Raw genomic sequence first — 12,019 nt, forward strand, 5'->3', positions numbered from 1 at the left:
GAGTCGGCAGGGGCAGCAGGCCGCCGGTGGGCTTCATCCCGAGGACGCCGCACCATGCGGCAGGGATGCGTACCGACCCGGCGCCGTCGCTCCCGGTGGCGAGCGGCACCATCCCCGCTGCCACGGCGGCGGCGGACCCGGCCGAGGAGCCGCCCGGACTCCGTTCCGGGTCGAGGGGGTTACGGGTGGGACCCCGGTCGGTGGCGCCCCACGTCTGCCATCCTGTGCCGGCGCCGGGCGTTGCGGTGGCCCCGACCGGCACGCAGCCGGCGGCCACCAGTCCGGCCACCTGGCGGGACGAGAGGCGCTGGGTTGCCTTGACCCCCAGCGGTACTCCGGCCAGCGGCAGCCGGTCACCTGCCCGGACGGCCCGGTCGACGTCCGCCGCGAGCGCCGCGGCCCGCGCGGGCCACACCTCCGTGAACGCCCTTATCGATGTGTCGACTTCGGCGATCCGAGCCAGCGCCGCCCGCACCACCTCGCGGGCCGACAGTCTGCCCGCCGCCACTTCGCGGGCGATCTCGCGCGCCGGCATCCCGCAGCACGCGGCTGCCCCGCGCGGCCCGGGCCACGGCGCCGGCCGCGCGGCGATGCTGTCCCCGTCCATCGGCACCCCCCGTTCCTGGGAAACGGTACAGCCGGGTGCGGCCTGGCGGGGGTGCCCGCGGGCGATCTACCGTATGCCGTATGGACGTTGAAGCCGCCCTCGCCCTCGCCACCACCGCCGCTTCAGCCGCTGCCGGCGGTGCCGCAACAGCGGCGGGGCAGTCCGCATGGGAGTCTCTGCTGTCGCTGGTACGGCGGGTTGGTGGCCGTCGCAGGGACGGTGAATCGGAAGAGGGTCGGCTGTCCGCCGTCGACCCGGCCGACAGCGAGCAGGTACGCGTACTGACCGGCTGGCTCGGCGAGCAGGCCCGCGCCGACGAGGAATTCGCCGCCCTGCTGCGCGGCTGGGCCGAACGGCATGCGCCCGTGCTGCGTGCCGAGCACTCCGAGGTCCACAACACGGTGTCGGGCTCCGCCCAGGTGAGTGGCCCCGTCATTCAGGCCCGCGACATTCAGGGCGGCATCAACCTGGGGTGATGCGGGGCGGTCGGACGGTGCCGTGACGTCGCGACAGCTCGCCGCCGCGCCGCCGCGATGCTTCGACGCCGACAGGGTCGGCCTGGCCCTGCCTCGCCGTCCCTCGGTTGCCTCCCCTTCGACGATCAAGGGTTCACCTGCGAGTCCCTTGATCGTCGGGGGGATTGTCAGTGGTCGCTCCTAGACTCGCCTGCGAGCTCGGAGTCAGGTGTGTGGAAGCGGTGGCGCGTATGGGGTCGGGGAGCGGAGCGGACCTCCTGCGGTGTGCTGTGGTCTTTCTGCCGGGGGAGGTGCCCCGGGAGGGGCGGGTGGCGTTCTGGCGGGAGGACGAGGGGGAGCTGCCCCAGGCGGGCGAGCCGGGCGAGCTGACCGTGGTGCGGCCGTACGGAGAGGGCGCGCAGGGCGTACGGCGGCGAGCGGTGGCGGCACGCTGGCTGCCGGTGCGGGAGGCGCTGCCTGTGCTGATGAGGGCACGGACGGACGGGCGCGCGCACCCGGCCGCGGCGTGCTGGGGCGCAGCCGCGCTGCACGGGCTGCGGCTGGTCGCCCAGGGGCGTCTGATGCCGGGTCTGGGCGAGGGGGAGACGGATGTGTGGCGCGCCGGCCCGCTGGACGCGGAGGATGTGGCGCACCTGAGCGCGGTGGCCGCCGCGATGCCGCCGGAGGCCCACGCGGTGCCCGCCGGGCCGGGGCCCTCGCCTGGCGCGGACGAGCCGATCCGGGTGCCGGAGCCGGAAGGGCTCGTACGGGCCTTTCTGGACGCGGTAGCCGACGTATTGCCCCGCACCCCCGCCGGTCCCGCTGCCACGGGACCGGCATTCGCGGCGCGCGGACCGCAGCGGCTCGCCGGGCAGTATCCGCGACTGGGGGAGTGGGCGGCCGAGGTGGCGGCGGGTATGGAGGGCGGAATCCGGATCTCGCTCCGGCTCGACCTGTCCGCCGACCGGATCTTCGACGGCGGCCCGGACCCGGACGTGGACGTGGGCCCTGACCCCGGCGGGGACCTGGGCCCGGGTCCGGACTCTGTGGCGGCCCCGGAGCCGTACGTCGCGGCGGCGGTCGTTCAGGCGACCAGCGTTGGGAACCCGAGGCTGATGGCGGACGTGGCGGCGCTGTGGGAGGGAGAGGCGGAGTATCTGGGTTCGCGGGCCCGGGTGGACACCGTGCTGGCGGTGCGCCGCGCGGCGCGTGTCTGGCCCCCGCTGGGGCGGCTGCTGGAGCGGCCGAGACCCGATGTGCTCCCGCTGACGGAGGAGGAGCTGAACGCTCTGCTGGGGCGTACGGCCCGTGAGCTGGCCGCCGCAGATGTGGCCGTGCACTGGCCGCGTGCCCTCGTCCGCGACCTGCTCAGCGCCACCGTGGTGGTGCGGCCGGGCTCGCACGCGCCGGGCTCGGCGGCCGAGCTCGCCTACTTCGATCAGCACCAACTCCTCGAATTCCAGTGGCAGCTGGCGCTCAACGGAGACCCGCTCACCGCCGCCGAGATGGACCAACTGGCCGAGGCGCACCGCCCACTGGTCCGGCTGCGCGATCAGTGGGTGCTGGTCGACCCGGAGCTGGTCCGCAAGGCACGCAAGCGGCATCTGGGCCTGCTCTCGCCCGGCGACGCGCTGTCCGCGGCGCTCTCGGGCGAGGTCGAGGTGGACGGCGAGCGGGTCGAGGCGGTGCCGGAGGGCGCGCTGGCTGCGCTCCGGGACAGACTGCGCGGCGCGACCGACCAGGCCGCCGCGAACGCCGAGGGCGACGAAGGCGCTGAGGACGCCGGGAGCATCGCTCCGCCCGCCGGGCTGCGGGCCCAGCTGCGCGGCTACCAACGGCGCGGGCTCGCCTGGCTGGAGATGATGACCTCGCTCGGACTGGGCGGCTGCCTCGCCGACGACATGGGTCTGGGCAAGACCGTCACCCTCATCGCGCTCCACCTGCACCGTGCCGAGCGGGGCGAGACGGCACCGACGCTGGTCGTCTGCCCGGCGTCCCTGCTGGGCAACTGGCAGCGGGAGCTGGCTCGGTTCGCGCCCGATGTGCCCGTACGCCGCTTCCATGGCCCCGGGCGCACTCTGGAAGGGCTGGGCGGTGACGGGTCCGAGACCGGGGCCGGGTCCGAGGCGGGAGCAGGCGCCGAAGCCGGGGCCGGTGCCTGCTCCGACGCCGGGTTCGTGCTGACGACGTACGGCACGCTCCGCAGCAGCGCCGAGCAGCTGGCCGCGCAGGAGTGGGGACTTGTCGTCGCGGACGAGGCCCAGCATGTGAAGAACGCCAACTCCGCCACGGCCCGCGCTCTGCGTACGCTCCCGTCCGCCGCCCGGGTCGCGCTCACCGGCACGCCGGTGGAGAACAACCTCTCGGAGCTGTGGGCGCTCCTGGACTGGACGACGCCGGGGCTGCTCGGCCCGCTCAAGACCTTCCGCGCCCGGCACGCCCGCGCCGTCGAGGGCGGCGATGACCCGGAGGCGACGGAGCGGCTGGCCCGGCTCGTGCGCCCATTCCTGCTGCGCCGTAAGAAGTCCGACCCGGGTATCGTCCCCGAGCTGCCGCCCAAGACGGAGACCGACCACATGGTCGATTTCAGCAGGGAGCAGGTGGCACTGTACGAGGCGGTGGTGCGCGAGTCCATGGCCCGGATCGAGGCAGCGGTGGGGATCGGGCGGCGTGGTCTGGTGCTGAGGATGCTGAACTCGCTCAAGCAGATCTGCAACCATCCGGCGCAGTATCTGCGGGAAGGCACGGGCGGACGGCTCCCCGGCCGCTCCGGCAAGCTCGGGCTGCTGGAGGAACTGCTGGGCACCATCCTGGCCGAAGGCGGCTCGGTGCTGGTGTTCACCCAGTATGTGGAGATGGCGCGGATGCTTCAGGTGCATCTGACCGGGCGCCGTATCGGGACGCAGCTGCTGCACGGGGGAACGCCGGTGCACCGGCGGGAGGAGATGGTGGACGCCTTCCAGTCCGGAGAGGTCCCCGTCTTCCTGCTGTCGCTCCAGGCGGCGGGCACCGGCCTCAATCTGACCAGGGCCGGGCACGTCATCCACTACGACCGCTGGTGGAACCCGGCCGTCGAGGAGCAGGCCACCGACCGTGCCTATCGCATCGGCCAGACCCGGCCCGTGCAGGTGCACCGGCTGCTGACGCAGGGCACGGTCGAGGAAGGCATCGCCGAAATGCTCGTGGCGAAGAAGCAGTTGGCCGACGCGGTGCTCAGCGGCGGCGAGGCAGCGCTGACGGAGCTGACCGACGCGCAGCTGGCCGACCTGGTGTCGCTCCGGAGGCAGCCGTGACCGGCGCCGGGCAGTCTCCCGCCGGAGCCCGGGGGACGGTGACGGAGAGCTGGGGAGCGGCCTGGCTGCGCGCGATGGAGGGAGCCGCGCGGGACGCGGCCCGGCTGGAGCGAGGGCGGGCGTACGCGGTCGGGGACCGGCTCGCGGACCGGCCTGCGAGCCGTCGCGCGGGTCAGGGGCAGGCCCTGGACGGTGCCGGGGGAGTGTCAGCGGTGCGGGTGGGGCCCGGCCGGGTCACGGCATTTGTGCACGGCAGCCGTTCCCGCCCCTACCGCGCCGAGTGGCGGCTGCCAGTGCTGTCGGAGGAGGAGTGGGGCGCCTTCCTGGCTGCGGTCGCGGACCGGCCGGTGGACGCGGCGGCGCTGCTGGACGGGGAGGTAGGGCCGGGCGTTGCGGCCACCGCCCGGTCGGCAGGCGTACAGCTCCTCCCGGCCGCGGGGGAACTCCTGCCCGCGTGCAGCTGTCCGGACCAGGGCCACCCCTGCAAGCACGCGGCCGCGCTCGGCTATGAGACGGGACGTCTGCTGGACGCCGACCCCTGGGCGCTGCTCCTGCTGCGGGGCAGGGCAGCGGAGGCCGTACGGGAGGAGGTGGCGCGCAGAAGCGCGGTCCGGGAGGGGGAGCGGGATGAGGCGCGCCGCGATGCTGCCGGTCGTACCCGGGCGGTTGCCCGACCAGGTGCCCCCGGCCGACCAGGCACGTCTGGTGTCCCCCGCCGACCAGGTACGTCTGGTGCCCGTGGCCGATCACGCGTTCCCGGCGCCCGTGACCGGTCAAGCGCTACCGGCGCCCGCGAAGCAGCCGGCCTTGCCGACAGCCCTTCCCCCGGGCAGCAGGTGAGCAGCACGCTGCCCGCGAGTGAGGTGTTCGCGACGTCCGTACGGCCGCCGCTGCCCGAGCCGTTGCCGCTGCCACAGGAGTCCGGCGAGCCCGGCCCGTTCCCCGGACTGCCCGGCGCCCCCAGCGCCGATGCCCTCACGTTCCTGGCGACCGACGCGGCCACCCGGGCCCGGCTCGCGCTGGCGGCGGTAGCGGCGGAGGGTGACAGTGCGCCGGGAGAGGGCAACGGGAAGGATGACGACCCGCTGCCCGAACTCTCGCTCTGGCACGACACCGTCCGGCTCGCCGCCACTCACCCCCAGCTGACCGGACGGCGCAGCCTCTCCCCGCTCTTCGCAGCGCTGGCGCGGTCGGCGGGCCGGGACGCGCTGGAGCTGGCCCGTGCCGCCGCGGCCTGGCGGCAGGGCGGTCCCGCGGGGCTCGACGTCCTGGAAACCGCCTGGGATCCGCCCGCGGGCGCCTTCGACCGCGGGCGCAGCGCCCTGGCGGGACTGGGCATCACGATGACGATTCACCGCAACCACCTCACCCACACCACCCGCCCCATCCAGCTCCGTTACGGACGTGACGGCCGCTGGTACCCCTACCGGGCGGCCCACGACGAGCCCCCGCGGCGCAACAGAAGCACCCGGAAGGGCCGGGACAACCGGGAGGACCGGCGCGACTGGTGGCCGGAAGGCGCCTCGGCGCCGGACCCCGTCCAGGCCCTCACCGGACTCCGGGAACCCTGATCCCCGAGCGGCTGCCGGCGGAGAGGGACTACCCCTCGAACGCCGTGTCGCGCGCGACGGTCTCCCAGCTCTCGATCTCCGTACGGACGCGGTCGAGGTGACCGAGCACGGCGTCAACGGCGTCGTCGCCCAGCGGGAGACGCAGCGGCGTCTGCTCGGCGGCGAGGGCGGTGAGCACTGCGGCGGCGGCCTTGGCCGGGTCGCCGGGCTGCTTGCCGTCACCGGCCTCGATCATGCGGCGGGTGGGACCGACGGTGTCAGCGTACGGACCCGTCTCCGAGCTGGCGGTGCCCGCGGCGAACAGGCCGGTGCGGAACGAGCCGGGCTCGACGATCAGCACCTTGATGCCGTACGGCGCCACCTCGTCCGCCAGCGCCTCGGACATCCCCTCCAGCGCGAACTTCGTGGCGCTGTACGCCCCGAACCCGGCGAAGGACAGCTGGCCGCCCATGCTGCTGAGCTGCACGACGGCGCCCGTTCGGCGTTCCCGCATGTGCGGCAGGACGGCGCGGACGAGGGCGGCGGGGCCGAAGACGTGCACGTCGAACAGGGCGCGCAGTTCGGCCTCGGTGGTCTCCTCCAGGGCACCGACGTGGGTGCGTCCGGCGTTGTTGACCAGTACGTCGATCCTGCCGTGCCGGGCGATCACGTCGGCGGCGACCGCCGCTGCCTGCCCGGTGTCGGTGACGTCCAGCTGGACGGGGTCCACCTGGTCGGGGTGTGCGGCGACGAGGTCGTCCAGGGCCGAGGTGCGGCGGACGGCCGCCACCACGGTGTCGCCCGCGGCCACGGCCGCCTCGGTGATCGCCCGGCCGAACCCGCTGTTGGCGCCTGTCACCAGCCACACTCTGCTCATCGGTTCTCCGTCCCGTTCCGTTGGTCGTCGTTCCTGTACCTGCGAGGCTCGTCGACAACTCCGTCGCGTGTCCAAGACCTTCCGTGATAGCTATCGGTTATGGACGTGCACGGTCGGGATCTGCGGTACTTCGTCGCGGTGGCGGAGGAGTTGCACTTCACCCGGGCCGCCGAGCGCCTGTTCGTCTCGCAGCCCGCGCTGAGCAAACAGATCCGTGTGCTGGAGCGGGCGCTGGGCGTGCCCCTGTTCGAGCGGGACCGGCGAGGCGTGAAGCTGACGCGGGCGGGTACGGCGCTGCTGCCGTACGCGCGGCGGGTGCTGGAGGAGTGGCAGGCCGGCTGGGAGGCGGTCGAGGCGGTGCGGGCGGCGCAGCGGGCCGGTCTGGTGGTCGGCATGAGCACCAGCCCCGGGCGGGGCGGTCTGCTGCCCGCCATCCGGTCGCGGGTCACCGCGGCGCACCCCGAAGCCGTGCTGACGGTACGGCAGTTCAGCTGGGAGGATCCGACCGCGGGGCTGGCGGAGGGCACCAGCGACGTGGCCTTCGTCTGGCTGCCGCTGCCCGAACCCCCGCGCTACCGCTGGACCGTGGTGGCGCAGGAGCCGCGGCTGGTGGCGCTCCCCGAGGGCCACTCGCTGGCCGGGCGCCCGGCTGTCGACTTCGCCGACCTGCTGGAGGAGCCGTTCCTGGCGCTGCCGAAGAGTGCCGGACCGCTGCGCGACCACTGGCTGGCGACGGAGGCGCGCGGCGGGCGGGAGCCGGTCATCGGCGCCGAGGTCAGCAGTTCGGAGGAGACCTATGAGGCACTTGTCGCCGGCCAGGGCGTCTGTCTGCTGGCGCACGGCAACGCGCCCCTGCTGATGCGGGGCGGCGTGCTCACCCGCCGCGTCCTGGGCCTGACGCCGAGCCGTCTGGCGGTCGCCTGCCGCGCGGACGACGACCGCCCTCTCGTCCGCGCCTACCTGCGGGCGGCGACCGAAGCCGCGCGCGCCTGAGCGGGCCCGAAGGGAGCCGTCCAGTACAGGGTTCGGACGACCGAGGCTGTGACCGTCATCACGGCTCTGTCGCCACTTCTGCCGCCCGCACTGCGGCGCGGGCGGACAGCCGGCAGCCGGACAGGTCCAACTCCCTCTCAAAGCCCGGAAGATACCTGTGCGGCAGGTCGCAGAACTTTGACCGCTCATGACCACTCATTGACCGGCCCTGGCGCTTTCCTTGGCCTGTGGCCGTCCTGGGCCGCCGGGCTGTTGCACCCGGACGGGAGAACTGTCACCTCGGCCGAGTACCCTGCGCCGAACGCAAAGACAGCGCCGTACCACGCGGCGAACGGAGCGAGGAGCGGTCCGATGGCCTTTCGTAAGGCGACGATGAAGAAGCAGGTGGCCGAGGCCATTGCACAACAGGCGCCGGGAGACCGGCCGCTGGTCTCGGTCGCCGCCGTGGCAGGGCCGACCCCGTGGCTCAGCGTCGGTTTTCTGGGGCTGATCGGCCAGCTTCTGATCAAGTACTACTTCATCACGGTCACCGAACAGGCCCTGCTGGTGCAGCGGATGTCCCGTTTCTCGCAGCGTCCGCAGGAAATCGTGCACGCGATCCCGCGCGACCAGGCGCGTTCGCTCTTCGGCGAGATCCAGCTCAACCCGCTGTGGAGCTTCTACTACATGGCACTGCCGGGCGAGGCCAAGCCGGTGCGCATCAACATCCACCGCATGTGGCGCAACGAGCTGGAGGAGCTGCTCGCCATCGTCGGGGGCGCGCCCGGTCCGCAGGGCGCCCCGCAGGGTTACGCGCCCCAGCAGGGTTACGCCCCTCCGGCCCAGCCGCAGCAGGGCCAGCCCCAGCAGGGCTACGCGCCGCAGCCCCCGCAGGGCCAGCCCCAGGGCCAGCCGTACGCCCAGCCGCAGGCCCCCGGCGGCTACCAGCAGCCTGCGCAGCAGCCCCAGCCCGGCCAGTACTACGGCAACCCGCAGGCGCCCGGCGCCCCGGCGGCCCCGCCCCAGCAGTACCCGCAGCAGCCCGGCCAGTACTACGGCAACCCGGGCCAGCAGCAGGGCGGCGCCCCCGCCGACCCTCGCGGCAACCCGTACGGGTGAGGCCGCGCGGCCGCCCGTTCACCGGTCGGCCGACCACCTCTCTGCACGGCGCCGCGTCCCCCCGGACGCGGCGCCGTCGGCGTTCCGGCGGCGCAACGCCGGTCGGCGGCCCGCGGGTTGTGCCTGGGTGCCGGGCGGCGGCTCTGGAACGGACCGAGCAGTCCGAGGCCGGTTCCGGGCGGCTGGAGGCCGGCCGATAGCTTGAGATCATGAGTCAAGTGGCCCGCCAGTGGGGCGAGGAAGACGAGCAGTTTCCCGGCAGGAGCGGAGCCGCCGCGACGGTCGAGGTGGATCCGAGCGCGGTCGGCGCCATACGTATGACGTACGCGCCCGACCCGGACGGCGACCCGGACCCCGGCGAGATCGTCTGGACGTGGGTGCCGTACGAGGAGGCCGACGGCCGCGGCAAGGACCGCCCGGTGCTGATCGTCGCGCGGGAGGGCCACGATGACCCGTCCCCCGTACTGGCCGTCCAGCTCACCTCCCGTGCCAGGAACGGTGACCAGGAGTGGCTGCCGCTGGGTTCCGGGCCCTGGGACCGCGAGGGGCGCGAGTCGTGGGTCGGACTCGATCGGGTGCTGCGGGTGCACCCGGGCGGCATGCGGCGCGAGGCGTGCGCCCTGGACCGCGCGCGCTTCAACGCGGTGGTGCACCGCCTGCAGCAGGTACACGGCTGGCGCTGAACCGGCCGGGACGCCAGGGCGCCGCGGCGCCGGGACGGCCGGAACGCCCGACATGCTGCCGGGGCCCGGGGCTGACAAGCTGAGGGTGCCGCCGGGGAACAGTTCGCCGGGGTGCGCCGTTGCATCCGTTGATCAGCGCCAACGGGGGCGCGGCAGACGAAAGGTGGGACGGGATGACGGCCACGGCACAGAGCGCGGAGGAGCACGGCGCGGCTGAGCAGCTGGCGGCGATGCCCGAGGACTGGAGCCGGGCGCTGGCGATCGTCGCCCATCCGGACGACCTGGAGTACGGCGCTGCCGCGGCCGTCGCCGAATGGACCGCACGGGGCAAGGAGGTCACCTACCTCCTGGCCACCCGCGGCGAGGCGGGCATCGACACCATGGAGCCCGCCGAGGCCGCGCGGGTGCGCGAGGCCGAACAGCGCGCCAGCGCACAGGTCGTGGGCGTGGCCGAGGTGGAATTCCTCGACCACCGCGACGGTGTCCTGGAGGAAGGACCGGCGCTGCGCAGGGACATCGCGGCCGCGATCCGCAGACACCGTCCCGAGCTCGTCCTCACCATCAACCACCACGACACCTGGGGTGACGCGCCCGGCAGCCCCTGGAACACCCCCGACCACCGGGCGTTGGGCCGCTCCGTTCTCGACGCCGTCGGGGACGCGGGCAACCGGTGGATCTTCAGCGACCAGCTCGAGACGGACGGCGTACTGCCGTGGGCCGGAGTGCGGTGGGTGGCCGTCGCTGCCTCCCCCGCCGTGACGCACGCCGTCCAGGTGGGCGAGGAGGCCGCCCGCAAGGGGCTCGCCTCGCTGCTGGAGCACCGCGCCTATATCGCGGCGCTCACTGACGAGGACCCTGAGGCGTATGCGCGTTCGATCGTCTACGGCGGCCTGGACCGCTACGGCCACCGGAACGGCGGCCGCCGCTCGGTCGGCTTCGAACTCCACGCTCGCTGAGCCGCCGCACGCAGCGCCGGATGACGCGTGCGGGGTCAGCGCCGTACCGCGACGGCCACTGTCAGCAGTGCGACCGGCACCAGCAGCGCCGCGGCCAGCAGGTTGAGCCAGCCGTAACCCGCCTGGGCGACGACGAGGCCGGAGAGGGCGCCGCCGACGCCCGCGGCCGCGTTCATGATCAGGTCCGAGAAACCCTGTACGGCTGCGCGTGCCTGCTGCGGTACGGAGTCCGTCAGCAGCGCTGAGCCGGAGACCAGCCCAGCGGACCAGCCCAGCCCGAGCAGGAACAGCCCGGCGGCGGACTGTGCGTGGTTTCCGTCCGCCGTCCCGGCCAGCGCCGTGGCACACCCCAGCAGGGCGACCCCGAGCAGGATCACACTGAACCGCCCAATCCGGTCCGCGAGCCAGCCCATCACGGGAGAGAACGCGTACATCCCGGTGATGTGCCCGCTGATGACCAGCCCGATCAGCTCCACCCCGGCACCGTGTCCGCCCAGGTCGACGGGGGTCATCACCATCACCGAGACCATGACCGTGTGGGAGCCGGCTATCGCGGCCAGCGCCACGCGGGCGTGCGGCGAGGCCGACACCGTGGCCAGCCCGGCCCGCAGCGACCGCCCGCGGCCGTCCCCGTCAGCGTCACCGTCCTTGCCGCCGTCCCCGTCCCCGCCCTTGCCGCCGTCCGCTCCCGCGCCGCGTACGGCTTCGCCCCGCTCCGCGCGTGCCAGTGCGCGGGCCGTCAGCAGCGGGTCCGGCCGCAGCAGCAGATGCAGCACAGCGCCTGCCACCAGGAAGACGGCCGTGCCCCACAGGAAAGGACCCGCCGCCTCCGGCACGCCGAGCCAGGTCACGGTCTTCCCCGCGGGCGCCGCGATGTTCGGTCCCAGCACGGCGCCGATGGTGGTCGCCCAGACGACCGTCGAGATGGCCCGCGCGCGGTGCAGCGGCTCGGCCAGGTCGGCGGCGGCGAAGCGGGCCTGCAGATTGGCGGTGTTGCTGGCACCGAAGGCGGCCATGCCCACGAGCAGCAGCGGGAAGCTCCGCACCGCCGCTCCGGTCACCACGACGAGCCCGCCCACAGCGGCCACCACGTAGGCGGACGTCAGGCCGACCCGCCGCCCGCGCCGCGCCATCAGCGCCGCGAACGGCAGCGACAGCAGCGCCGTCCCGATCACGGACGAGGTGGACGCCAGCCCCGCAACGGCCTCCGAGCCCCCGATCTCCTCGGCCAGCACGGCGGCCAGCGCCACCGCCGTGGAGACTCCCAGCCCGCCGAGGATCTGACTGATGACCAGCGCCAGCCGCACCCGTCGCCGTACGGCATCCAGGTAGGTACCGCCGAGCACTGCGGACTCACCGGCAGCCGACCGTGCCGGGGTTTCCGCCGTGCCGCCTGCCGTCACCCCCGCCGGGGCTCCGGGCGCGTCCCCCGGTATGTCATCACCGTCGGCCGTGTCACGAATGTCAGTCACGCCGCGCAGTCTGGCACCTCGCGCCGCTCGCCACC

At 74.1% G+C, this 12,019-nt stretch carries 10 protein-coding genes; 7 read left to right on the forward strand and 3 right to left on the reverse strand.

Annotated features, from left to right (window positions below; all coding sequences use genetic code 11):
• On the reverse strand, positions 1–607 hold a 607-nt coding region (locus tag ITI46_RS03495; RefSeq protein WP_372451837.1), incomplete at its 3' end, for an amidase family protein.
• A gap of 80 nt (positions 608–687) precedes the next feature.
• Here ITI46_RS03495 and ITI46_RS03500 point away from each other — a divergent pair.
• The 3 genes from ITI46_RS03500 (at position 688) to ITI46_RS03510 (ending at position 5,926) form a co-directional block, all read left to right on the forward strand.
• Entirely contained in the window at positions 688–1,083 is a 396-nt protein-coding gene (locus ITI46_RS03500; RefSeq protein ID WP_209237869.1) for a hypothetical protein, read from the forward strand.
• Between the two features lie 230 nt (positions 1,084–1,313).
• Complete coding sequence (locus ITI46_RS03505) at positions 1,314–4,355, forward strand: DEAD/DEAH box helicase (RefSeq protein ID WP_209237870.1); 3,042 nt, start codon at positions 1,314–1,316, stop codon at positions 4,353–4,355.
• A 38-nt stretch (positions 4,356–4,393) separates the two neighbouring features.
• Positions 4,394–5,926: an SWIM zinc finger family protein gene (locus ITI46_RS03510; protein ID WP_209237871.1), complete on the forward strand. Its 1,533-nt coding sequence runs from the start codon at positions 4,394–4,396 to the stop codon at positions 5,924–5,926.
• Positions 5,927–5,954: 28 nt separating this feature from the next.
• On the opposite strand, the gene ITI46_RS03515 is transcribed toward ITI46_RS03510, so the two are convergent.
• The gene (locus ITI46_RS03515; protein WP_209237872.1) at positions 5,955–6,782 is read right to left on the reverse strand and encodes an oxidoreductase; all 828 of its coding nucleotides are present in this window, start codon (positions 6,780–6,782) and stop codon (positions 5,955–5,957) included.
• 99 nt (positions 6,783–6,881) lie between these two features.
• Between ITI46_RS03515 and ITI46_RS03520 the strand changes: the two genes are divergently transcribed.
• From ITI46_RS03520 to ITI46_RS03535, 4 genes are all read left to right on the forward strand, one after another.
• Entirely contained in the window at positions 6,882–7,775 is an 894-nt protein-coding gene (locus tag ITI46_RS03520) for a LysR family transcriptional regulator (protein ID WP_209237873.1), read from the forward strand.
• A 351-nt stretch (positions 7,776–8,126) separates the two neighbouring features.
• Positions 8,127–8,873 carry a hypothetical protein gene (locus ITI46_RS03525; RefSeq protein ID WP_209237874.1) on the forward strand — a complete coding sequence of 249 codons (747 nt, stop codon included), beginning with the start codon at positions 8,127–8,129 and terminating at the stop codon, positions 8,871–8,873.
• 209 nt (positions 8,874–9,082) lie between these two features.
• Entirely contained in the window at positions 9,083–9,556 is a 474-nt protein-coding gene (locus tag ITI46_RS03530) for a type II toxin-antitoxin system PemK/MazF family toxin (RefSeq protein ID WP_209237875.1), read from the forward strand.
• A gap of 173 nt (positions 9,557–9,729) precedes the next feature.
• On the forward strand, positions 9,730–10,512 hold the full coding sequence (locus ITI46_RS03535; RefSeq protein WP_209237876.1) for a PIG-L deacetylase family protein: 783 nt from the start codon (positions 9,730–9,732) through the stop codon (positions 10,510–10,512).
• A 35-nt stretch (positions 10,513–10,547) separates the two neighbouring features.
• On the opposite strand, the gene ITI46_RS03540 is transcribed toward ITI46_RS03535, so the two are convergent.
• Complete coding sequence (locus ITI46_RS03540; RefSeq protein ID WP_372451838.1) at positions 10,548–11,915, reverse strand: MFS transporter; 1,368 nt, start codon at positions 11,913–11,915, stop codon at positions 10,548–10,550.
• Positions 11,916–12,019 lie beyond the last annotated feature (104 nt).

Source organism: Streptomyces oryzae (assembly GCF_017676365.1).
GTDB classification, from domain to species: domain Bacteria; phylum Actinomycetota; class Actinomycetes; order Streptomycetales; family Streptomycetaceae; genus Streptomyces; species Streptomyces oryzae.

Coding starts and splice junctions, on each gene's coding strand:
- ITI46_RS03530 (WP_209237875.1), top strand. CDS start 9,083: ATGAGTCAAGTGGCCCGCCAGTGGGGCGAGGAAGACGAGCAGTTTCCC.
- ITI46_RS03515 (WP_209237872.1), bottom strand. CDS start 6,782: ATGAGCAGAGTGTGGCTGGTGACAGGCGCCAACAGCGGGTTCGGCCGG.
- ITI46_RS03525 (WP_209237874.1), top strand. CDS start 8,127: ATGGCCTTTCGTAAGGCGACGATGAAGAAGCAGGTGGCCGAGGCCATT.
- ITI46_RS03535 (WP_209237876.1), top strand. CDS start 9,730: ATGACGGCCACGGCACAGAGCGCGGAGGAGCACGGCGCGGCTGAGCAG.
- ITI46_RS03520 (WP_209237873.1), top strand. CDS start 6,882: ATGGACGTGCACGGTCGGGATCTGCGGTACTTCGTCGCGGTGGCGGAG.
- ITI46_RS03500 (WP_209237869.1), top strand. CDS start 688: ATGGACGTTGAAGCCGCCCTCGCCCTCGCCACCACCGCCGCTTCAGCC.
- ITI46_RS03505 (WP_209237870.1), top strand. CDS start 1,314: ATGGGGTCGGGGAGCGGAGCGGACCTCCTGCGGTGTGCTGTGGTCTTT.